This is a genomic window from Nostoc sp. (assembly GCF_036917815.1).
Lineage (GTDB): Bacteria > Cyanobacteriota > Cyanobacteriia > Cyanobacteriales > Nostocaceae > Nostoc.
Genome location: NZ_JBALEK010000037.1, coordinates 70,894 through 95,034 on the forward strand (window position 1 = coordinate 70,894; position 24,141 = coordinate 95,034).

Sequence of the window (24,141 nt, forward strand, 5' to 3'; positions counted from 1 at the left end):
CCCCAACCCCCCTTAAAAAGGCAGGGCTGTTTCATTCCCTAAAAGGCTCTGATTTACAAGCGCTTCAAGCAGAAAATTCAGGTGAATAAAAAACCTGATTGGGCAAGAAAATCGCGTTTGCACTGAAATTTACTCGTTGAAGTGGTATCTTTTCAATGACCAAATCAAGCAAATTTCTGACTTATACTATTGACAAAATCTCTAAGAGATCGAATGAAACAGCCCTGCCTTAAAAAGGGGGGCAAAACTTCTTAAAGTCCCCCTTTTTAAGGGGGATTTAGGGGGATCTTCCCAAATTAGCTGCAAACAGATGAAAAACCTCTTTCTAGCTGTGATCTGTTTCTACATCTATAGAGAGGCGTATAGAGATGAAGTGAGATGATATTTATCAGAGCAGATTGGTATAAAGCAAGCCATAGATGAAAAAACCGCTACTACCCGCATTAAGATCAAAAAACTACCGTCTGTTTTTTGCTGGACAAGGTATTTCCCTAATTGGGACGTGGATGACACAACTTGCCACGATTTGGCTAGTTTATGACTTAACAAATTCCCCGTTAATGCTAGGAATTGTGGGATTTTCGAGTCAAATTCCGAGCTTTTTTTTAGCTCCCTTTGGCGGAGTCTTTGTAGATCGCTTTTCTCGGTATCATACCTTAATTGCTACGCAAGTCTTGGCGATGATTCAATCGTTAACATTAGCAGCACTCGCGCTAACTGGTGTAATTCAGGTATGGCACATCATCGTCTTGAGTTTGTTGCAAGGATTTATTAACGCCTTAGATGCGCCAGCCCGCCAAGCTTTTGTGCCAGAATTGGTTGAGCGTAGAGAAGATTTAGCCAATGCGATCGCGATCAATTCAACGATGTTCAACGGTGCGCGATTAATTGGCCCTGCGATCGGGGGTTTATTAATTGCTGGCGTTGGAACTGGCTATTGTTTTTTAATTGATGGTTTGAGCTACATAGCTGTCATCGCCGCTTTATTGGCGATGGAAGTTAAACCTTGGAAAAATGTAGTAACTGTCGGTAATCCCTTGCAAAAAGTCAAAGAGGGATTTGTATATGCCTTTAGCTTCCCACCTATTCGATCCATCTTATTACTATCAGCTTTAGTCAGTCTTATGGGACTGCAAAACACTATTCTTGTACCAGTTATTGCCGAACAAGTTCTCAAAGGTGGTGCAGAAACTCTGGGGTTTTTGATGGCGGCATCTGGAGTTGGAGCTTTAACTGGTGGTATTTATCTAGCTACGCGCCAAACAATCATGGGAATTGGTAAATTGATTGCCTTGGCTCCAGCCATTTTAGGAATTGGTCTAATTGCCTTTTCTTTGTCTAGATTTTTACCGCTTTCTTTATTCACAATGTTATTTGTTGGCTTAGGAACAATTCTTCAAATTGCTGCTAGCAACACCTTTTTACAAACAATTGTTGAAGAAGACAAACGTGGGCGGTTGATGAGCTTATATACAATGTCATTTTTGGGGATGATTCCCATTGGTAATTTATTAGGAGGTTTATTAGCAAGTCATATTGGTGCGACGAACACTTTAATAATTGATGGGATAGTTTGTATTTTAGGGTCGCTCATTTTTAGCAGACAGTTACCTGCTTTAAGGAAAATAATGCGTCCAATTTATGAGCAAAAGGGTATTGTTACGACTTAGGAAGTTTAAGATTAGATTTATGTTATACCAGTTGTCAGTTGAGTATAATACAGACCTAACCCCCAACCCCTTCCCTACAAGGGAAGGGGGGCAAGATTCAAAGGCTCTATCCTCCCAGGAGAGAGGTAAAAGCAGTATTGTACTTAAGCGAGAACCTTTATAATAGGGTTTTTCTAATAATCATATTGTAATTTCGCCGCGCAGAGAGCAAGAGAAGATTTAATAATAGATTTTTTGCTACTTAACTTTGAAACAGGAAGAACACTATGACTAATACAGGTGTAATTCGTCAGCAAGGGCAAAATCCTGCTATACCACCAGAACGTGTACCGCTAAAAATCTGGATTGGTGTATTAGCCAGCATGCTTGGTGCATTTATGGCAGTATTAGATATTCAAATAACTAATGCTTCGCTGCAAGATATTCAAGCAAGTTTAGGAGCAACTCTAGAAGAAGGTTCTTGGATTTCTACAGCGTATCTCGTAGCAGAAATTGTGGTAATTCCTCTAACCGGATGGTTATCACGGGTATTTTCACTACGACGTTATCTGTTAGTGAATACTGCACTATTTATTTTCTTTTCTATCTGCTGTGCTTGGTCGTGGGATCTAAATTCCATGATTTTCTTTCGGGTATTACAAGGTTTTAGTGGAGGAGTATTAATTCCCACTGCTATGACAGTTGTATTAACAACTTTACCTCAATCTAAGCAATCAGTTGGTCTGGCTGCATTTGGTTTTAGTGCAGTTTTTGCACCATCAATTGGCCCGACATTAGGAGGTTGGTTAACAGAAAATTTTGGTTGGGAATACAACTTTTATATAAATGTAATTCCAGGGGCATTAATGCTAGCTGGCGTTTGGTACGGAATTAAGCAAGAAAAACCCCAGATTAATTTATTGAAACAAGGTGACTGGTGGGGAATTATTGCAATGGCTATTGGTTTAGGTTCCCTGCAAGTTGTTTTAGAAGAAGGTAGCCGTAAAGATTGGTTTGGTTCAGCGTTAATTGTGCGCTTAAGTGTCATTGCGGCAATTTTTTTGGCGATATTTTTCTATATTGAATTAACTCGTAAACAACCATTTATTAATTTACGGCTGGTGTTTCGGCGCAACTTTGGTTTAGCGAGTATTGTCAATGTATCGCTGGGAGTAGGATTATATGGTTCAATTTATATTTTACCTCTGTATCTTGCCCAAATTCAACAATACAATGCGTTGCAAATTGGTGAAGTCTTAATTTGGGCTGGTATTCCCCAACTGTTTATTATTCCCCTCATACCCAAATTGATGCAACGCATTGATGTGCGGTTAATGGTAGCTGTGGGTGTGACTTTGTTTTCCATCAGTGCATTTATGAACTCTGGAATGACTAATCAAACTGGATTAGAGCAGTTACGCTGGTCGCAATTTGTGCGGGCAATGGGACAACCTTTAATTATGGTGCCGCTTAGTTCTATTGCCACTGCTGGGTTGAGTCAAAAAGAAGCAGGTTCAGCAAGTGGTTTATTTAATATGATGCGGAATCTGGGCGGTTCTCTAGGAATTGCATCTTTAGCAACTATATTAAGTAACAGAGAGCAATTTCACTCCAATAGATTGGGTGATGGAGTATCTTTATATAACCCAGAAACTCAACAGCGAATTGACCAGATGACACAGTATTTTATCAGTCGGGGAGCCGATTTGAGTACAGCCCAAAATCAAGCGATCGCATCTATATCTAACGTCGTCCGTCGGGAAGCATTTGTAATGGCTTTTAACGATTGTTTCTACTTTATTGGCATTGCATTATTACTCAGTGGGATTGCAATTTTATTCTTAAAAAAGGTGAAGCCAACTGCTGGTGCTGTCGCTCATTAGATTTATGATGTGGGTTGTAATGTTTGACAAAACTATTAAAGTCCTAAAATGGTCATTAAGTGAGTACTATTTGAACTGCCTGTAATACCAATTCTGTATGAAGATGCGCTAAACCATATTTAAGTACAAGAAAGAAAAACGAACCGCATTCGCGCAGCGTCTCGTAAGAGGTTGTTTGAAAAGTTGTAAAGTATACTCAAAACCCCGCTTCCATTCCTCTCCCCGAAAGGTCGAGAGGCTTTGAAACCCCCATTCCCTTGTAGGGAAGGGGGGCTGGGGGGTTAGGTTTTTGAGGCTTAGATGTTACCAAAAAAACTTTTCAAACATCCTCTAAGAGTTGGACACAAAGAAAGAAAGAAGTTAAAAGGGTTTGGCGCAGCCTCACAAAGAAATGTATAAGTCGAAGAAGTCCCAATACGGTTTGGATAAGGTTTTTTGATGACACGCCGCTAATCGCAAAGCAAAGACGCGATAAATCGCCGTCTCTACAAAGGACTGATTATTGTAAAGACGGCGATTTATCGCGTCTCTTGCCTTAACCGAACCGTATTGGAAGAAGTCCTGCTTAATTACCAGGTAGATTATTTGGATCTACACCTAGAGAACGTAAATACTGTGCTAACTGTTCAGCCCTTTGCCGTTCTTGTTCAGCCCGCGATCGCTCCTGTTGTGCCTGTTCTCCATCTGTCAAATACCGATTTCCTTGCTCATCGTACCAACATAAAAATTCCTGTTGTATACCAGCAATTACAGCTTGGTGTCGCCCAATACCTAACCCCACCTCTGGCATCAAATAGGGTTCACCTATTTGTAGTTGGTAGTTTCCATCGATCAACTTATAGACTTCAAAGGGTTGATGTTGGTCGCGTCGCCAAAACTCCGGGTTATAAATTACGTAGTACAATACACTGAGTTTTCTATATATATCTATCTTCTCGTCATATTCACCTCCTGGGGTGTGGGATACCATTTCTAACGTGAATATTGGAACTATCCCATTTTCTTCCCAAACAGCGTAACTTTTGCGTGATTTACCACCCTTTTTCCGTTCTACTCCCACACTTAAAAAAGCATCTGGCACTACAGCTACTCTGGGATTTACTCCTGTGGTGTGATACACTCCCATATCTACTCCGAAGTACCAATCCATACGATTTGCCCAAATGGAGTTGAGCAAGAAAAGTAAAATGTTGGGCAAAAAGTTTTGGTCTTCGTTATCCACTGGTGTATCGTCTGAACAAGGAAGTTCGTCAGTAGTTGGTAACGCATTTTTGAGATCAGGTGAGAGCATAACCGTTGTCTCGCTGGCCTTTGATACCCTTATTATAAATGGGTGGCGAAAAGTTTAACGTTTGGGTGGAGCTTCACCAAACTTAATTAAAAGCGCGATCGCAATACTAACAAGCAAAATTAACGTCATACTCAAGGCTGAACCAAATCCCCAATTTTGGGTTGCTCCAAGAAACTGGTTATAAATTAACCGCGCCGCCGTCATACTAGAAGCACCACCAAGTAATTCTGGATCGACAAAATCCCCCAAACCTGTGATGAATACAAGCATGGAAGCAGCTGCAATTCCCGGAAAAATTTGCGGTACAGTTACTTTGTAAAAAGTTTCCATAGGATTTGCACCTAAATCAGCTGCTGCTTCTAATAACCGCTTGTCTAGCTTTTCGAGAGAAGCATATAAAATCAAAACCATGTAGGGTAATAAGCTGTAACTCATGCCAATAAATACAGCTTGACTCTGGTTAAGTAATTCCAAAGTAGGTAAGCCTAAATTGCTGAGTAAACTGTTAAATAAACCAGTCGGACGAAGAATTGTAATCCAAGCATAAGAGCGAAGTAACGAGGAAGTCCACAAAGGTAAGACAAAGCCTAACACCAGCAAATTTCGCCAACGCTGCGGTGCTATCTGAGCAATCCAATAGGCCACAGGGAAGCCCAAAATTAAACAAATGATGGTGGTACCAAAGGCAAAAAATAGCGATCGCACAATTACTTGTACATAAAGGGGGTCAAATATTCGGATGTAGTTTTTGAATCCGTTGGGATTGACCAAATCTCCTGGTCGAATGTCTGCAACTAAACTTAACTCGAAAATTATCAAAGTTGGCAGCACCAACAAAAGTAATAACCAAATCCCAGATGGTGCAAGTAATACCAAGGGTTGGAGCCAATTTACTCGTGGGCGATGCAATTCTTCTATTTTAGAAATATCATTATTTTCCAAATTAATCACTCCTAACTCCTAACGTACAGACACCATTAATCGTGTCTCTCCAAAGTACAGACGCGATTAATCGCGTCTCTCCTAACTCTTTTATTTAACTGCTAGTTAATTGAGTCCAATAACGATCGTAAACATCTTCAAAATCTCCTACAGGAGTAACACGCTCACAATTTTTTAAAAGTGACTCTGGCGGAAACAGATTAACGTTGTTTTGTATTCTTTTTGGCAATTGCTCAAATCCGGCGCTATTGGGGGTAGAAATATTTAGGCGTTGACTGATTTGGGCTGCTATTTCTGGTTGCAAAATCATGTTAATCCAAGCATAGGCTCCAGCCTGGTTGGGGGCTGTTTTGGGAATTACAATAGTGTCTGTCCATAATGAAGAACCACTGCGAGGAATCACATATTTGAGTTTAGGGTTTTCTTGAGAGATTTTGACTGCATCTGCTGAATAACACATTGCCAGTATTAAATCTCCTGCCAGAATTTGATTTTGCCAAGCGTCGGTGTCAAAACGTGCGATCGCAGGTTTTAGCACCTTCAACTTTTCATAAGCTTGTTTGATTTCTTGTTCATTTTTTGAATTGTAAGAATAACCTAACATTCGTAAAGTTGCACCCATCACTTCTCGAACATCATTAAGCAAAGTCATTCGCTGATTAAGTTGGTCTTGGTTTTGCCAAAGATAATCCCAGTCTTGTGGTGCATCTTTAACTTTTTCGGAATTGTAAAGTAAACCTGTCGTCCCCCAGTTAAAAGGTATACTGTAGCGGTTATTGCGGTCATAACTAGGATTCTGAAACCTGGGAAATAAATTTTCTAGTCCGATTAAGCGCTCGTGATTTATTTCTGCTAACAAATCTTTGTCTACCATCTTCTGCACCATATAATCAGATGGGTTGATGATGCTGTAAGTGCCACCCCCTCCAGCTTGCAATTTAGCCAGCATGACATCATTGGAATCATAGACATCCGCTAGCACTTTCATGCCAGTTTGGCTACTAAAAGTTTTCAGTAATTGGTTGTCAGTATATTGTGTCCAGGTAAAGACATAAAGTTCTTGACGTTGACCATTTGTATTAGAATTAGCACGTACTTCAGCCAGCCTCCAGCCACAACCAGCTAAAGATAAGCTAGAAAGTGCTGCCACCCCTTTTAAAAATTCGCGTCTGTTAGTCATTAATTTAATAGTCAATCATCTTCTGTGTTGTTGCCGATTGATTCTAGATATGGCTTTAATTGGAGTGTTGATATAGCAATCCGATTTGATTTGTGCAACCCGCAGATCCCCGACTTCTCTAAGAAGTCGGGGATCTTGTTTCTGCGCGTTTGATTCAGGATTACTATAGCTAGTTTAAAGATTAACTTAAGCGTATCTACCTGTGCAACTCTTAATAATTTACTGGAGCATCCCAAATGTGCAAAAACCTTGATATAGCGGTTCTCGGCCCTTGTGAGGTACAAGAACCCCACCCCCCAACCCCCTCCCCGCTCTTCGAGAGGGGGCTTAAGATGTACCTCACTAGATTGAGAAACGCTATAGCCCTCATCACCTAACCCCTTCTTCCATCTTTGGGATTCGGGGAACTAGAATTATGTCTCCCCTCTCCCAAAGTGCGACAGGGGTGAGGGAAAAGATTTAAGCTCTCATTGGGATGCTCCCTAATTTACAGCTATCAGCTAACGCAAGTACGTTGCTGTTCCTTAAGGGGTTTCGGCATTTCCCTTATAAAAATTAGCTAGTCAAATTATCAAGGAAACCCAGTCTGGCAAGCTCAACTGCACTTCTGTACTAGTAAAAATAACAGGGTTTCTCCTTACCTTACCAGTTAAAACTGTGACAGTAGTTTTGGATAACTGTAAGAGGATGTTTGAAAAGTCGTCATCTCGGTAGCAAAACGTTTCAGATCCCCCTAAATCCCCCGATAAATTGGGGGACTTTGACTCCGGTTCCCCCCTTAAAAAGCTTGTCATTACCAACATTTTTTCAAAAATCAGCACCTCATAAAAAGTGACGTTCTAGAACCCTGATTTCCTCGTAGACTATTCTCAATATACAAATTTAATGAGAACACATAATTCGTTTACAACCATTAAGCGATGCTCTGCAATTATTGCCATGTAAGGGTTTCAGGAGATGTTGGTAATGACAAGCCCTTAAAAAGGGGGGGTAGGGGAGATCAATAAGTGCAAAGATACAGCCAACTACTTTTCAAACACCCTCTAAGGAGAATTATCCAAATGTCTAATTGGCAAAACTTTCGCTCCCAATGGCAGCGAGTTCGATCTGACTTTTCACGGGATCTGGAAAACCTCTCTCCTAAAAGCACAGAGACTTTGAATTTTCTTCCTTCCCGCATTGGGAAGGGGATTAGGGGGTTAGGTTTTTCGTGGGCCTCATATAACGTGAAAAGTCAGCGAGTTCGATATTATCTGATTTTCCTAGCTGCCCTCTGGTTGAGCTTAGGGATTCCAGGTTGCAGTTTCTCTCTACCCAATTCTCAAACAGCTTCATCTCCTGATCCAGTCCAGATAAAGCCGACTGCACAACGCTTTGACGGTATGACGATTAATGTCATTACCCATGATGGAGCGCAAAAAGTGGCGACTTTGCGACATATTGCTGGGTTTGAAGCCCTAACTGGAGCGAAGGTCAATCTGACGACTGTTCCCTTTAAAGATTTGTATGACACGCTGCAAACGAGCTGGTCTGGTAATAATTCAAAGTACGATATGGCACTTGTTTTACCTCAGTGGCTGATCGACTTTATTAATGCTGGCTCTTTGGAAGATTTAAGCGATCGCACGAAGTCTGATGCTGCTTTGGAATGGTCAGATATTGCTCCCCTCTTTCGGAATTTCAGTGCCACTTACAAGGGACGCACCTACGCTATTCCCTTAGATGGCGACTTTCATATGATTTATTACCGCACGGATTTGTTAAAGGAAGCGGGGTTAACGCCTCCAGGAACGTGGGATGAGTATCTGGCGATCGCTAAAAAGTTTCACGGCCAAGACCTGAATGGCGACGGTACACCAGACTATGGCTCTTGTATTGAAAAACGTCCCAAAGAATTTAGTGCATCGATATTGGGTTCATTTATCACTCCCTTTTTGCAATCTCAGGGAACTGCACAAGGGATATTTTTTGACCCGGAGACGATGAAACCCTTAGTGAACAATCCAGGATTTGCCAGGGCACTACAGATATACAAAAAAACAATGGATTATGGAGTTCCCGACGATCAAAACCTGAGTCAGTCCAAAGCAAGAGAATTATTTCTCGGCGGCAGGTGTGCCCTGACTCTTGACTGGGGGGATGTGGGTACGCTGGCGATCGCTCCTGCCACATCGAAAGTGATTAACAAAGTGGGAGCCTTTATCACTCCCGGCACAACTCAAGTACTCGATCGCCAAACGGGTAAGCTGGTTGCTTGCGACAAGTTTAGCTGTCCTTACGCCATTGGAAGAGTCAATCACGCGCCCTATGCCGCTTATGGGGGATGGGTGGGTGTCATTGCAGCAAAGACAACCCCAAAGTTGAAAGATGCCGCATACTCCTTTTTGTCTTATATGGGGCAACAGGCGCAGTCAAATATTGATGTCACCCTGGGCGAAACGGGGTTCAACCCTTACCGAGTTTCTCAATTTGAGAAACTAGACCCCTGGATTAAAGCTGGGATGTCACCGGAAGCTGCCAACAGCTATTTAGGAGCGATCGGTGTGAGTCTAAATAGTTCCAATATGGTCTTGGATTTGAAAATTCCCCGCAATCAGCAATATATCGAAGCACTAGATGCGATTCGAGCAGATTTCTTAGCCAACAAAATTACCAAAGAGGAAGCAATGCAACAGATTGAACAGAGATGGGAGCAGATTACCAACAAAGTGGGGCGTGAGTCTCAACGCGCCGCTTACCGCGCCAGCCTTGGCCTAAACCCATAAAAAATTAATATATCTGGGAATAATAAATCTGTAAATCGTTAAGATTTGGCTTTTAATTGCCAGAGGGAAGGAATTATCAAATGTTTAATTGGCAAAACTTTCGCTCTCTGTTGCAGCGAGTTCGCTATTGTCTAATTTTCCTGGCTGTCCTCTGGTTGAGTTTAGGGGTTCCAGGTTGTAGTTTTTCCCCACGCAATTCTCAAATCTCTTCATCATCTCAGCCGACAAAAACTGCAAGCTCAACCCCACAACGTTTTGACGGCATCACAATTAACTTTCTTAGTCAAACTGGAAACATCACAGCATTTAAGCACCATATCTCTGAGTTTGAAGCGCAAACTGGTGCAAAAGTTAATCTGATTGCTGTGCCGTATAACAATTTGTACGACACTCTCTGGAAAGATTGGTCGGGTAGTGCTTCCAAGTATGATGGGGCGTTTTTCGTTTCTCAGTGGATGACAGATTTTGCCAAGACGGGCTATCTGGAAAACCTGACACAGCGTGTCCAGACTGATACCGCCCTGCAATGGCAAGATGTTGCGCCCTTCTTCCAAAACTTTAGTGCTACTTACCAAGGACAAATCTACGCAATGCCTCTGGATGGAGACTTTCACATGGCTTACTTTCGTAAAGACCTCCTGGAACAGGCAAAATTAGAACCGCCCAATACTTGGGAAGAGTATCTAGCGCTAGCCAAGCGATTTCACGGACAAGACCTCAATGGTGATGGTCAGCCTGACTATGGATCTTGCATTGACAGAACTTTTGATCCGATGAATGCGGCTTGGTTGTTTTGGTCAATAGTCAGTCCTTTTCTTCAGAGTCAGGGAACTGCCCAAGGGACATTTTTTGACCCAGACACGATGAAACCTTTGGTTAACAATCAAGCCTTTGCTAGAGCATTGGAAATTTCCAAACAAGAAAGAGATTATGGATCTGCCCAAACCACAAGCCTAAGCAACCTTGCAACACAATTATTTATTAGAGGGCGATGTGCGCTAGCAATTAGTTGGGGTGACATTGGCACTATGGCAATTAATCCAGCTACCTCTAAGGTTATTGACAAAGTTGGTGCGACCATTACCCCAGGCACAACCCAAATCCTTGATCGCAATACTGGCAAGTTAGTCGCCTGTGATAAGTTTACCTGTCCTTATGGCATTCAAGGAGTCAATCATGCTCCTTATGCTGCCAGTGGCGGGTGGGTTGGCATTGTTAATGCCAAAGCCAAGTTCAAGGTGAAAGATGCAGCATACTCGTTTCTCTCCTTTATCAGTCAACCAGCACAATCAAATATTGATGTCACTATTGGGGGAACAGGTCTCAATCCTTATCGCATTTCTCAATTTAAAAACCAGGAAGCCTGGATCAAGGCGGGTATGACATCGGGCGCTGCTAACAAATACTTGGGTGGGATTGGTGTTAGCCTGAACAGTCCGAATATGGTTTTGGACTTACGCATTCCCCAAAATCACCGCTATCAGACAGATGTGCTGGGGTCAGTTATGATTGATTTCTTAACCGACAAGATAACCCGCGAAGAAGCAATACAACGGATTGAAAAAGGCTGGGAACAGATTACCAATGAGGTTGGGCGTGAGTCTCAACGCACAGCTTACCGCGCCAGTCTTGGCCTAAACCCATAAAAAATTAATATATCTGGGAATAATAAATCTGTAAATGGTCAAGATTTGGCTTTTAATTGCCAGAGGGAAGGAATTATAAAATGTTTAATTGGCAAAACTTTCGCTCTCAGTGGCAGCGAACTCGATATTATCTAATTTTCCTCGCTGCTATCTGGTTGAGTTTAGGGGTTCCAGGTTGCAGTTTCTCCCCACCCAATTCTCAAACAGCTTCATCTCCTCAAACCACCCAGAGCAACCCGACTGCACAACGGTTTGACGGTGTGACGATTAATGCCATTACCCATGATGAAGCCATTTATACGGGGACTAAACGACATATTGCTGAGTTTGAAGCCTTGACTGGAGCGAAGGTCAATCTAACGGGTGTTCCCTTTAAAAATCTCTACACCATATTACAAAACAACTGGTCTGGTCAGAATTCAAAGTACGATATGGCAGTTATCTTACCTCAATGGCTGATCGACTTTATCAATGCTGGCTATCTGGAAGATTTGACTGCACGAGTGAAGACTGATGCTGCCTTGCGGTGGGAAGATATCGCTCCGATTTTTCGGAATGTCAGCGCGACTTATAAAGGGCACATCTACAGTATTCCCTTGGATGGCGATTTCCACATGGTTTATTACCGCACAGATCTGTTAAAGGAAGCTGGTTTAACGCCTCCAGAAACGTGGGAACAGTATTTGGCGATCGCTAAACGGTTTCACGGCAAAGACCTAAATGGCGACGGTAAACCAGACTATGGCTCTTGTATTTCCAAGCGTGCCCATGAGAATAGCACAAGTATGTTAATCTCCATTGCCACTCCTTTTTTGCAATCTCAGGGAACAACACAAGGGGCATTTTTTGACATAGACACCATGAAACCCCTAGTAAACAATCCAGCTTTTGCCAAAGCATTGGATATTTACAAACAAACGATGGATTATGGGGTTCCCCAGGATCAAAATCTGGGTGGTTCTAAAGCTAGAGAATTATTTATCACTGGCAGGTGCGCCCTCACCATTGATTGGGGCGACGTTGGGCCACTAGCTATTGATTTGTCTGTGTCTAAAGTGATGGATAAAGTGGGTGCTGTCGTCACTCCAGGTACGACTCAAGTCCTCGATCGCCAGACCAACAAATTGGTCGCCTGCGATAAATTTACCTGTCCTTATGCCATTGGTGGTGTCAATCACGCCCCCTACGCTGCCAATGTCGGTTGGACTGGCGTGATTAATGCCAAGGCAACAGCAAAAGTGAAGGATGCCGCCTATGCGTATCTCTCTTACATGAGTCAATCGGCTCAATCCAGTGTGGATGTGACGATTGGCGCAACAGGCTTCAATCCCTACCGAATGTCTCAATTTGAAAACTCAGATCCGTGGATTAAATCTGGGATGTCCTCTGAAGCTGCCAACAACTATCTCGCAGCGATCGGGGTCAGCCTGAACAGCCCCAACATAGTTTTGAATTTGAGCATTCCCCATAATCAGCAATATCAATTTGAAGTCCTCGATGCCGTTGTATCTGATTTCTTAGTAAACAAACTTACCAGAGAGAAAGCAATGCAGCAGATTGAACAGAAATGGGAGCAGATTACTAACACAGTGGGGCGCGAGTCTCAAAAGTCCGCTTATCGGTCTAGCCTTGGTCTGGGGTGATATTGGCCCCCTCGCTATTGATAAGGCGGTGTCTAAGGTGACAGATAAAGTGGGGGCTTCAATTACACCGGGGACGACTCAAGTGCTCGATCGCAAGACCAACAAACTGGTCGCCTGCGATAAGTTTACCTGTCCTTACGCCATCGAGGGTGTCAATCACGCGCCCTACGCTGCCAACGGGGGCTGGGTGGGTGTGGTGGCAGCAAAATCACCACCAAAAGTAAAGGATGCTGCCTACGCATTTCTCTCTTACATGAGTCAGCCTGCTCAGTCCAGTATTGATGTTACTCTTGGCGAAACGGGGGCGAATCCCTACCGCATTTCGCACTTTAAAAATTTCGATCCTTGGATTAAATCAGGGATGTCGTTTGAAGCTGCCAATAACTACTTAGGGGCGATCGGTGTCAGCCTGAATAGTTCCAATATGGTTTTGGATCTGATAATTCCCCAGAATCAACAATATATCGAAACCCTTGATGCTATTCGAGCGGATTTCTTAGTGGACAAAATTACAAAAGAGGAAGCAATGCAGCAGATTGAACAGAGATGGGAGCAGATTACCAATAAAGTGGGACATAAGTCTCAACGCGCCGCTTACCGCGCCAGCCTTGGGCTAACCCAATGAGGGAGAAATCAATTCAAAATTCAAAATTAAAGAATTTATTTCTGCCTCCTCTTTCCCAATGCCCAATAACCAATTGTTCATTTTACAGATGAAGTGGGCATCTTAGAAATAATTGGGCAATGACTAATAATATACTTGCTCATATTAGTAGTTTTGGGCTGTAAAAGGAGCCACACCAGTGCAAAATTGGAACCTCAGCACAAAAATCATTGCTTCCTATTCAGTGCTAATCGCACTGATGGCTGGAACATTGGCTTCGGGGATGTATTGGCAGTTGTACTCTAGTCAACGGCAGGCAATCCGTAATCGTCTTTTGGCGATTGTCAGTCTGGCAGTTCCCCAAATCGATAGCGATTATCACGGATTGGTTCTCCAGCGTAGCGATCGCACTTCGGCGTTTTACAAAATTAATCAAGATAAACTTGTAGCCATTCAAGCAACCAGTAAAGATATCAAGCGTATTTATACGGTACGCCAGCAACCAAATAAAAAATTTGTCTATGTCTTAAACTACGACCCGAACGATCAAAGCAAAGGTGTATTGATTGGCATGGATTACATCAAGTCCTTAGATGATTTGTATGCAGCCGTTGCCCGGAATGCACCCTTTGTTGAGCCAGAATTTCACCAAACTACAAATGGCGAAATTCTTCTTTACGGCTATGCTCCAATTGCCAATGTTCAGGGACGGGTGAATGGATTTTTGGTGGTTGAACTAGACGCAAGTTCTGTGGTGCGCCAAGAATATTCGGTAGCGGAATTTGCTCTGGTAAATTTTTTCGCTGTGTTGTTACTGACGGTAGTTTTAGTGCGTTGGCTATCGCGATCGCTTGTTGTGCTACCTATTTTACAACTCAATAACGCCGCCAAGCAATTAGAAACGGGGAATTGGAATGCAACCCTACCGAGCCAGCGCACCGATGAACTTGGAGAACTTTCGGCATCTTTCAATAGTATGGCCAAACAGTTGCAAACCTCCTTTGCTACCTTAGAACAAAAGGTAGAAGAACGAACGCTAGAACTAGCAGAAGCCAAAGAAAAAGCCGATACTGCAAACCAAGCCAAGAGCGAGTTTCTGGCTAACATGAGCCACGAACTACGCACTCCACTTAATGGCATCCTGGGCTATGCCCAAATTCTCCAAGGTGGTGAACCCTTAACAGAACGAGGTAAAAAAGGTCTGGATATCATCTATCAGTGTGGCAATCATTTGCTCAATCTGATCAATGATATTCTTGACATCGCCAAAATCGAAGCCCGCAAGTTGGAACTTTACCCTGACGATGCCTATTTCCCGGCACTTCTAGAAGGCATTGCAGAGATGATGCGCGTTCGGGCTAATCAAAAAGGAATTCCCTTTAACTATCAACCTGATTCTGATTTACCCGTGGGAATTACAGTCGATGAAAAACGCCTACGCCAGGTGTTGATTAACTTATTGGGGAATGCCATTAAGTTTACTGAGGAAGGCGGGGTGACGTTTCGCGTTAAAACTGACAAACTGAAAACTGGAATCTATCGAGTTCGCTTTGAGATCGAAGATACAGGAGTCGGGATATCGCCATCTGGACTCACGAAAATCTTCCAACCCTTTGAACAAGTGGGTGACGTGAAGAAACAAGGAGAAGGTACTGGACTAGGACTAGCAATTAGTCAGCAAATCGTTTCGATGATGGATAGCACCCTAAATGTGGAAAGCCAACTGGGACAAGGTAGCACCTTCTGGTTTGAGGTCGAACTTCCCGAAGCCAAAGAATGGGCGGCAACTCTGCGAACAACTAAGAAAGGTAAGATTGTCGGATTTGAAGGCAGCCAACGCCAGGTGCTGGCAGTTGATGACCGTTGGGAGAATCGGTCAGTTTTAGTCAGTTTACTGGAACCTTTGGGTTTTGCAGTGATTGCCGTCAGCAACGGTCGGGAAGGATTGGAAAAGGCGAAGGAGATTCATCCCGATCTGATTATTACAGACTTGATGATGCCAGAGATGGATGGTTATGAGATGCTGCGACAGTTGCGACAGATTCCTGAGTTGCAGAATGTTCCAGCGATCGCCTCTTCAGCTAGTGTATTTGAAAGTAACCAAAATGAGAGTATCACAGCTGGAGCCGATGCGTTTTTACCCAAGCCTGTAGAAGCCTCAGCGCTACTGAAGTTGTTGGAAAAATACCTAAATCTGAAATGGATTTATGACCAAAACTCCATTGCTGTGGAGCCGATGAGTGCCAACTCCGAAGCAATATCTTCATCCACCCCAGATGAGATCGTTCCCCCGACTGAGGAGGTTTTGTCGCAGTTGCACACATTGGCGTTGCAGGGACGCTTGATGGCCATCGAGCAACAGCTAAAAAGTTTGGAAAAAATAGATGAGCAGTACCAACCATTTGTGAAAGCAGTACGTGAGTATGCAGATAATTTCCAGACTGAAAAAATCCGAACATTCATTGAGCAGTATCTTCCCTGAACAAAGGGACTAGTACAAGAAGGCAAAAGTAAAAAGGCAAAAGTAAAAAGAAAGAATGCTTATTTTGTAGGCTTTCTGGCTATTTAAAATGGTTGCTTTATTTACGCCGTGTCGTATTAGGGACTGTTTTCAAACTTGGGGAGACCCCATCGGTTTTAGCGTCTCCCCTTGGGAGAAGACCGCGCTGGCTCCCCTTAAAAGGGGGGGAAAAGAAATTCTAAGAGGCAAGCCTTTTTAAGGGGGGTTGGGGGGATCTCCAAAGACTCAGGTGCTTCAAGAAGGGTTTGAAAACCCAATCCCCAATCCCCAATCCCCAATCCCCAATTCCCAATCCCCAATCCCCATTTTCGCCATGACAGCATTCTCTAAAAATTCCGTTACATTTAACAATCCTGTTACCAGTCAGTTTGACAATGGCATTATTCTCATTGTCGATGATGTACCAAATAACTTGAAGGTGCTTTCAGATACCTTAGCCAATGCTGGTTTTGAAGTTGCGATCGCCACCAGTGGTGAGGGCGCTTTACAGCAACTAGAACATACTCCTGTGTCTTTGATTTTACTGGATGTGATGATGCCAGGTATGGATGGCTTTGAAACCTGTCAGCGCATCAAAGGCAATCCCAAAACCCGAAATATTCCAATTATCTTTGTCACCGCCCTTTCTGAATCGGTAAATAAAGTCAGAGGCTTTGAACTTGGAGCCATTGACTACATCACCAAACCGTTTCAACAAGGTGAAGTTTTAGCACGGGTGCGAACTCACTTAAAGCTTAACCAATTAAGCCAGTCTCTTGAAGCCAGAAATGCAGAACTACAACAACTCACTGGGCAACTAGAACAACGAGTTAATGAACGAACCCAGGAATTATTTGGATCGATTGAAACCCTGAAGCAAACTCAACAATTGATGCGCTTAGTGTTTGATACTATTCCCCACTGGGTAGGCTGGAAAGATATCAATTCAGTTTATTTCGGCTGTAATCAAAGTTTGGCTGATGTCCTAAACTTAAGTTCGCCTGATGAAATTGTGGGTAAAACCGACTATGATTTACAGACGAGCAAAGAAGAATCCGATTGGTTTGTCATGTGCGATCGCCGGATCATGGAGTCTGGTCAAGCAGAATTTCATATCATTGAGCAATCTCGACGGGCGGATGGTCAGCAAGTTTGGTTGGATACAAGCAAGATGCCTCTACGTGATGCTAAAGGGAATATATTCGGCATTTTATTTGTGACCGAAGACATTACTGAACGTCAGCAAGCACAAGAAGAACTCCAACGACAAAAACAAAATCTAGAAGAAGCACTAGCAGAACTTCAAGGCACTCAAGTGCAATTAGTGCAAAGTGAAAAAATGTCGGCGCTGGGAAACCTTGTCGCGGGGGTGGCACATGAAATTAATAACCCTGTCGGCTTCCTGGGCGGCAATATTCAACCCGCTTTAGATTATATCAAAGATATATTTGGCTTAATGGATTTGTATCAACAGGAATATTGTACTCCCAGTAGAATAATTCAAGACGAAATTGAAGCAATTGACCTCGATTACATCCGCGAAGACTTACCTAAGTTAGTGGGTTCTATGCGAGAAGGTGTGAAGCGGATTCGGGATATTAGTACTTCCTTACGAACCTTCTCTCGTGCTGATAGCGATCGCCCCGTTGCTTGTAATATTCATGATGGCATCGACAGCACTATTCTGATTCTCAAACATCGCCTCAAAGCTTCGGAAAATCGCCCAGAAATTCAAGTTATCAAAGAGTATGGTCAGATCCCATTATTAGAATGTTTCGCTGGGCAGTTAAATCAGGTATTTATGAATATTTTGGCAAATGCTATTGATGCTTTGGAAGAGTCAAATATTGGACGCAGTTTTGAAGAAATTAAAGCTCATCCCAATTGCATCACAATTAGTACTAAAATTACCGACGATCGGCAGAAATTAATTATTAAGATTAAAGATAATGGTAAAGGGATGAATGAAGAAGTAAAACAAAAGGTTTTTGGTCATTTATTTACTACCAAAGCCGTTGGTAAAGGCACAGGATTAGGGTTGGCGATCGCACGTCAAATCGTCGAATCAACTCACGGCGGAAAATTGAGTTTTAACTCAGTTCTGGGTGAAGGTACTGAATTTATCATTGAAATTCCGGTATAACTTTCGGCTCTTTTGTTAAACAGCTTCAGATATCTGGGAATACTAAATCTGGAAGTCTTAAGGATTTAGCAGTATGGTTAGCACTTTGACTTTAGTCAGTATTCCTGGATATCGCATCAGCGAAGAACTTTACAATGGTTCCAGAACCCTAGTTTATCGAGGGTATCGAGAGGCTGACTCATTACCTGTAGTCATTAAGCTGCTAAAAAATCCTTATCCCAGTTTCTCTGAACTCTTGTCGTTTCGTAATCAGTACACCATTGCTAAAAATCTCAACTCACCTCTGATTGTCCAAACCTACAGCCTGGAACCCTACCAAAATAGCTATGCGTTAGTGATGGAAGACTTTGGGGGGATTTCTCTCAAAAATTATTTCGCCTCTGTAGAGACGCGATATATTGCGTCTCTACAACAGTTTTTAGAAATAGCGATCGCACTTTGCAACACCTTAGATGTACTCTACCGCGAGCGGATTATTCACAAAGACATCAAACCCGCCAATATTCTCATTAATCCAGAAACCAAACAAGTTAAATTAATCGACTTTAGTATTGCATCTTTACTACCACGGGAAACGCAGACACGAATCAATCCCAATGTGTTGGAAGGTACACTCGCTTATATTTCCCCAGAACAAACAGGAAGAATGAATCGGGGGATTGATTACCGAACTGATTTTTATTCTCTGGGTGTGACATTCTACGAATTACTCACGGGAGAATTACCATTTAAATCAAACGATCCGATGGAGTTGGTGCATTGTCATATTGCCAAACTTCCACCCCTAATACATGAAATTAACCCACAAATCTCGTCTGTAGTCTCCGAGATTGTCAGTAAATTGATGGCAAAAAATGGTGAAGACAGATATCAAAGTGCATTGGGACTGAAGTTTGATTTAGAAAATTGTTTACATCAGCTACAGTCAACTGGTATAGTTAATGGTTTTGAAGTTGGACAACGGGATGTTTGCGATCGCTTCATCATCCCCGATCAACTCTATGGACGAGAAACCGAAGTATCAACTCTATTGCAAGCCTTTGATAGAGTCAGCCTTGGTGCAACAGAAATGATGCTGGTAGCTGGGTTTTCGGGAATTGGGAAAACAGCAGTTGTCAACGAAGTTCATAAACCAATTGTCAGACGGCGCGGTTATTTTATCAAAGGGAAATATGACCAATTTCAACGGAATATTCCCTTGGGTGCCTTTGTCCAAGCCTTCCGAGATTTAATGGGGCAATTGTTAACAGAAAGTGATGTCCAAATTCAGCAATGGAAAAACAAGATATTAGATGCTGTTGGCGAAAATGGACAGGTAATTATTGAAGTCATTCCCGAACTATCAAGAATTATTGGCGAACAACCACCAGCCGCAGAATTATCAGGAACTGCGGCACAAAATCGCTTTAATTTATTGTTTCAAAAATTTACCCAAGTTTTTACTAGTGCTGAACATCCCTTAGTGATGTTTTTAGATGATTTACAGTGGGCAGATTCAGCATCACTGAAGTTAATGCAGCTTTTAATGGGTGATACAAAGCATCTTTTGTTAATTGGTGCGTATCGTGATAACGAAGTCAACCCAGCACATGCTTTGATGTTGACTTTGAGCGAGATTCAAAAAGCACTGTTCACGATTAATACGATTAATTTAGCCCCACTGAGTCAACTAACAGTCAATCAATTAGTTGCTGACACACTAAAATGTCCAGAAATATTGGCATGGACTCTTTCTCAATTAGTCTATCAAAAAACTCAAGGGAATCCGTTTTTTGCCACCCAGTTTCTCAAAGCATTGCATCAAGAAAATATCATTCAATTTGATTTTGAATTAGGGTGTTGGCAATGTGACATTGTACAGGTTACGACTCAAGCACTTACGGATGACGTTGTTGCTTTTATGGCATTTCAATTGCGAAAACTGCCACAATCAACTCAACAGGTATTGCAGTTAGCTGCTTGTATTGGGAATCAGTTTGATTTAGCAACTTTGGCAATTGTTTCAGAACAATCAGAAATAGAAACGGCTGCGGATTTGTGGAAAGCATTACAAGAAGGGTTGATTTTACCGAAAGGTGATGTGTATAAGTTTTATATCGGGCAAGAAACTCTTGCACGTACACCAGAAAATATTGAGACTGTTACATACAAATTTTTGCACGATCGCGTTCAGCAAGCTGCTTATTCTCTGATTCCTAACGATCAGAAACAGTTCACTCATTATCTTATTGGAAACTTGCTCCTAGAGAATCTCTCACAGGCAGATCAAGAACAGCAGCTTTTTGAAATTGTTGGCCATCTTAACATCGGCAATTCATTCATTGTTGATCCCTCGAAACGTGAAGAACTTGCACAATTAAATTTGACCGCAGGAAATAAAGCAAGGAACTCTACTGCTTATGAAGCTGCCTCTAACTACTTTGCTAATGGTATTGATTTATTAGCTACGGATTTTTGGAAGAAGCAGTATCAGCTATCACTGGAATTGTTTCTACAAAGAGCAGAAGCTGAAACTATTTCAGGCCATTTTGAATCAGCATCTCATTTAATTGAAACAATTCTTGATGAAACGGATAACTTACTCGATCGATGTGCAGCTTACGAGCTAAAGATGCGACTGAATATTGTCTGTGGAGAACCTCAGGTAGCAATCGATGTAGCCTTACTTGCCATAAACCTATTAGGCATTGAATTAGAATCCGAACCTCTTATCAGCGTTAATTTTGATCAACTATTGAACCTACCGGAGATGAGTGATCCCGCAAAGCTCAAAGGAATGGAAATTCTAATGGCGGTCAGTCCTGCTGCCTATACCAACCAACCTGAATTACTGTTGCCAGTAACCCTTACCATGCTCAAACTATGCAATCAGCATGGTAATTCACCGATTGCGGCCTATGCCTACGCTTTGTATGGTGTCTTACTCTGTGGGTCTATGGATAATATTGAATTGGGTTACCAATTTGGTCAGCTTTCGCTCAAAATCCTTGAGAAATACAATGCTCATTTCCTGAAAAGTAAGGTATATCAACTCTTCTATTCAAGTGTATGTGCTTGGAAAGAGCCAGTTTCCGCAACCATTGATGGTTTGCTAGAGTCCGTTCAAAGCGGATTAGACACTGGGGATGTAGAGTATGCCCTGTACAGCTTGAAAGAATACTGTAGTTATTATTTTCTAACAGGTGCATTTCTTGATGATGTAGATGATATCTACAAAAAATATAAAAATCTCAGCCGCAACATTGAGCACGTACATAATGAAATTGCAATTTGGCAACAAATAGGATTAAACCTAAAAGATTTATCTGATGGAGATGTACTGATTAGCCTTGAAAATCTCAATGAGGAAGATACATTTAAGTACTTGAAAGAGAAGCAACAAAATATAGTTTTGTTTGGTGCTTACTTTGCCAAATGTAATCTTTACTACTTCAAAGGTGATTACGCGAAAGCCATTGAAAATGCAAACAAAGCGAAGACTTACATTGACTTTGTAAGTGGTAAAATCTATACCACAGTTCATAACTTTTATTTCTCGCTGGCATTATTAGGACTTGCCCAAACATTAGAACCAGCACAACGCTCGGTATACCTCAATCAAGTCGAGGAGAATCAAAATCAACTGCAAGTCTGGGCTAATCATGCCCCCATGAATTTTCTTCACAAATTTCATCTCGTCAAAGCTGAAATTTGCCGAGTTCTGGGAGATTACAAGGAAGCGATCGAACACTACGATCGCGCTATTGCTCTTGCTAAAGAACACGGCTATATCCAAGAAGAAGCCTTAGCTAACGAACTGGCAGCTACATTCTACCTCGGATGGGGCAAAGAAAAATTCGCCACAGGCTATATGCAAGAAGCTTACTATTGTTACGCAAAATGGGGTGCAAAAGCCAAAGTCGTTGATCTAGAAACACGCTATCCTCAATTACTTGCTCCCATATTACAGCAAACTCGTTCTCTCCTTTCCACTCAGGAAACTATCTCTGCTTTGGGAACCGTCACCTCCACAAGTTCTGCCACTTCTAGCAGTAGTGCCTCTGTAGCTCTAGATTTAACGGCTATCCTCAAAGCTTCCCAAACTATCTCCAGTGAAATCGAACTGTCCAAACTACTTTCATCGTTACTTAAAATCGTCATCGAAAATGCGGGGGCTGATAAATGCGTGTTAATGCTGTTGCAAGACAGTCACCTGTTGATTCAAGGCTCAATGACTCTGGGGACAGAACCAGTGGTGTTGCAGAGCCTTGGGGTTGAGGAGAGTCAAGATATTCCCCACAAGCTAATTTACAAAGTCAAGCACAACAATCAAACTGTTGTCCTGATGGATGCGATCGCTGATCCGACCTTAGCCAATGACCCGTATATCATGCGTCAGCAGCCTTATAGTATCTTGTGCAGCCCGATTTTGCATCAAGGGAAATTGCTGGGCATTTTATATCTAGAAAATAATTTAGCAAGGGGGGCGTTCACGAGCGAACGCGTTAAACTGCTCAACTTACTCTGCGCTCAAGCCGCAATTTCTTTGGAAAATGCCCGACTGTATCAAGAGTCTCAACAAACCTTGATAGAGTTAAAAGCCAGTAAAGCTCGATTCCAGAAACTAGCTGATAATCTGCCGGGGACAATTTACCAGTTCCGGATAGATACGGATGGCAAAGCTTCCATGCCCTATGTTAGTTCTGGTTGTGCGGCTATCTACGAAGTACCACCAGAAGACTTGATGAATGGAGTCACCAACTTTCGAGAAATGGAACATCCAGACGATCGGGAAGCTTTCACGCAAGCAGCTATCAATTCAGCCACAAATCTCACACCCTTTAGAGAGGAACTACGGATTATTACACCTTTTGGGAAAGTGAAATGGGTGCAAATGGCCTCTCAACCAGAAAAACAAGCTGATGGTTCTGTGGTTTGGGATGGGGTGACGCTAGATATTAGCGAACGCAAAAAAGCCGAAGCCGCCATCATCCAGAAGTCTCAACAGTTAGAACAAGCCCTAGGAGACTTGCAGCAAACCCAACTACAAATGATTCAAAGTGAGAAAATGTCAGCATTGGGTAATTTAGTTGCTGGTGTAGCTCACGAAATGAATAATCCTTTGGGTTTTATTGCTGCTAGTCTAAAACTTGCTAAACCTACATTTACTGATATTGTTGAACATCTCGGACTATATCAAGAAAGTTTACCCAACAAAAGTGAAGAAATCCTTGACCACGCTGAAGAAATTGACCTAGATTATAGCTTATCAGACTTGCCCAAGATGATTGATTCCATGTCTATGGCGTGCGACAGGTTGAAAAACATCAGCACCAGTTTACGTACTTTCTCGCGTGCCGATCAAGATTACAAAGTACCATTTAACATTCACGAAGGGATTAGTAGCACCATTTTAATTTTGAAACATCGTCTCAAGTCTAATGAACAACGTCCCGCCATTGAGGTTGTCACCAACTACGGGAATTTACCTCAGGTTGAATGCTTCCCAGGTCAATTAAATCAGGTATTTATGAATCTTTTAGCCAACGCTATTGATGCTTTGGAAGAGTCAAATATTGGACGCAGCTTTGAAGAAATTAAAGCCAATCCCAATCTCATTACAATTACAACCTCAATCGAGAATACTAGCGTTAAAATTACCATTCTGGATAATGGAAAGGGGATGAACGAACAAGTAAAATCAAAAGTATTTGACCATTTATTTACTACGAAAGCTGTTGGTAAAGGGACAGGATTAGGGTTGGCGATCGCTCGTCAAATTGTGGAAGAAACTCACGGTGGAAAATTGAGCTTTAACTCTGTTCTAGGTGAGGGTACAGAATTTGTCATTGAAATTAGGGTATAATTTCCGGCTTTTTTTGGTAAACAGCTTCAGATATTTGGGAATACTAAATC

The 24,141-nt window shown here is 42.3% G+C and carries 12 protein-coding genes; 9 read left to right on the forward strand and 3 right to left on the reverse strand.

Annotation, left to right across the window (positions count from 1 at the left end; genetic code table 11):
- Positions 1–419 precede the first annotated feature (419 nt).
- Positions 420–1,670 carry an MFS transporter gene (locus V7K97_RS10545; RefSeq protein ID WP_334800862.1) on the forward strand — a complete coding sequence of 417 codons (1,251 nt, stop codon included), beginning with the start codon at positions 420–422 and terminating at the stop codon, positions 1,668–1,670.
- Between the two features lie 266 nt (positions 1,671–1,936).
- Positions 1,937–3,532, forward strand: a complete 1,596-nt coding sequence (locus V7K97_RS10550) for a DHA2 family efflux MFS transporter permease subunit (RefSeq protein ID WP_334800864.1) — start codon at positions 1,937–1,939, stop codon at positions 3,530–3,532.
- Between the two features lie 565 nt (positions 3,533–4,097).
- On the opposite strand, the gene V7K97_RS10555 is transcribed toward V7K97_RS10550, so the two are convergent.
- The 3 genes from V7K97_RS10555 to V7K97_RS10565 all read right to left on the reverse strand — a co-directional run bounded on the left by V7K97_RS10555 (position 4,098) and on the right by V7K97_RS10565 (position 6,945).
- Positions 4,098–4,823 (reverse strand): Uma2 family endonuclease, encoded by a 726-nt coding sequence (locus V7K97_RS10555; RefSeq protein ID WP_334800866.1) that lies wholly within the window; start codon positions 4,821–4,823, stop codon positions 4,098–4,100.
- Between the two features lie 54 nt (positions 4,824–4,877).
- A complete protein-coding gene (locus tag V7K97_RS10560) occupies positions 4,878–5,771 on the reverse strand; it encodes an ABC transporter permease (protein WP_334800887.1) in 894 nt (297 codons plus the stop codon).
- Positions 5,772–5,859: 88 nt separating this feature from the next.
- Positions 5,860–6,945, reverse strand: a complete 1,086-nt coding sequence (locus V7K97_RS10565) for an ABC transporter substrate-binding protein (RefSeq protein ID WP_334800867.1) — start codon at positions 6,943–6,945, stop codon at positions 5,860–5,862.
- Between the two features lie 1,061 nt (positions 6,946–8,006).
- Here V7K97_RS10565 and V7K97_RS10570 point away from each other — a divergent pair.
- The 7 genes from V7K97_RS10570 to V7K97_RS10600 all read left to right on the forward strand — a co-directional run bounded on the left by V7K97_RS10570 (position 8,007) and on the right by V7K97_RS10600 (position 24,091).
- On the forward strand, positions 8,007–9,710 hold the full coding sequence (locus V7K97_RS10570) for an ABC transporter substrate-binding protein (RefSeq protein WP_334800868.1): 1,704 nt from the start codon (positions 8,007–8,009) through the stop codon (positions 9,708–9,710).
- 80 nt (positions 9,711–9,790) lie between these two features.
- A complete protein-coding gene (locus V7K97_RS10575; protein ID WP_334800869.1) occupies positions 9,791–11,356 on the forward strand; it encodes an ABC transporter substrate-binding protein in 1,566 nt (521 codons plus the stop codon).
- A gap of 80 nt (positions 11,357–11,436) precedes the next feature.
- Entirely contained in the window at positions 11,437–12,999 is a 1,563-nt protein-coding gene (locus V7K97_RS10580; RefSeq protein WP_334800870.1) for an extracellular solute-binding protein, read from the forward strand.
- Positions 13,000–13,036: 37 nt separating this feature from the next.
- Positions 13,037–13,624: a hypothetical protein gene (locus V7K97_RS10585; protein ID WP_334800871.1), complete on the forward strand. Its 588-nt coding sequence runs from the start codon at positions 13,037–13,039 to the stop codon at positions 13,622–13,624.
- 178 nt (positions 13,625–13,802) lie between these two features.
- Positions 13,803–16,085, forward strand: a complete 2,283-nt coding sequence (locus V7K97_RS10590; RefSeq protein ID WP_334800872.1) for an ATP-binding protein — start codon at positions 13,803–13,805, stop codon at positions 16,083–16,085.
- A gap of 352 nt (positions 16,086–16,437) precedes the next feature.
- Positions 16,438–18,246, forward strand: coding sequence for a hybrid sensor histidine kinase/response regulator (locus V7K97_RS10595; RefSeq protein WP_334800873.1), 1,809 nt, complete (start codon positions 16,438–16,440; stop codon positions 18,244–18,246).
- A gap of 73 nt (positions 18,247–18,319) precedes the next feature.
- On the forward strand, positions 18,320–24,091 hold the full coding sequence (locus tag V7K97_RS10600) for a trifunctional serine/threonine-protein kinase/ATP-binding protein/sensor histidine kinase (protein WP_334800874.1): 5,772 nt from the start codon (positions 18,320–18,322) through the stop codon (positions 24,089–24,091).
- Positions 24,092–24,141: the final 50 nt, after the last annotated feature.

Coding starts and splice junctions, on each gene's coding strand:
- V7K97_RS10545 (WP_334800862.1), top strand. CDS start 420: ATGAAAAAACCGCTACTACCCGCATTAAGATCAAAAAACTACCGTCTG.
- V7K97_RS10550 (WP_334800864.1), top strand. CDS start 1,937: ATGACTAATACAGGTGTAATTCGTCAGCAAGGGCAAAATCCTGCTATA.
- V7K97_RS10555 (WP_334800866.1), bottom strand. CDS start 4,823: ATGCTCTCACCTGATCTCAAAAATGCGTTACCAACTACTGACGAACTT.
- V7K97_RS10565 (WP_334800867.1), bottom strand. CDS start 6,945: ATGACTAACAGACGCGAATTTTTAAAAGGGGTGGCAGCACTTTCTAGC.
- V7K97_RS10570 (WP_334800868.1), top strand. CDS start 8,007: ATGTCTAATTGGCAAAACTTTCGCTCCCAATGGCAGCGAGTTCGATCT.
- V7K97_RS10575 (WP_334800869.1), top strand. CDS start 9,791: ATGTTTAATTGGCAAAACTTTCGCTCTCTGTTGCAGCGAGTTCGCTAT.
- V7K97_RS10580 (WP_334800870.1), top strand. CDS start 11,437: ATGTTTAATTGGCAAAACTTTCGCTCTCAGTGGCAGCGAACTCGATAT.
- V7K97_RS10595 (WP_334800873.1), top strand. CDS start 16,438: ATGACAGCATTCTCTAAAAATTCCGTTACATTTAACAATCCTGTTACC.
- V7K97_RS10600 (WP_334800874.1), top strand. CDS start 18,320: ATGGTTAGCACTTTGACTTTAGTCAGTATTCCTGGATATCGCATCAGC.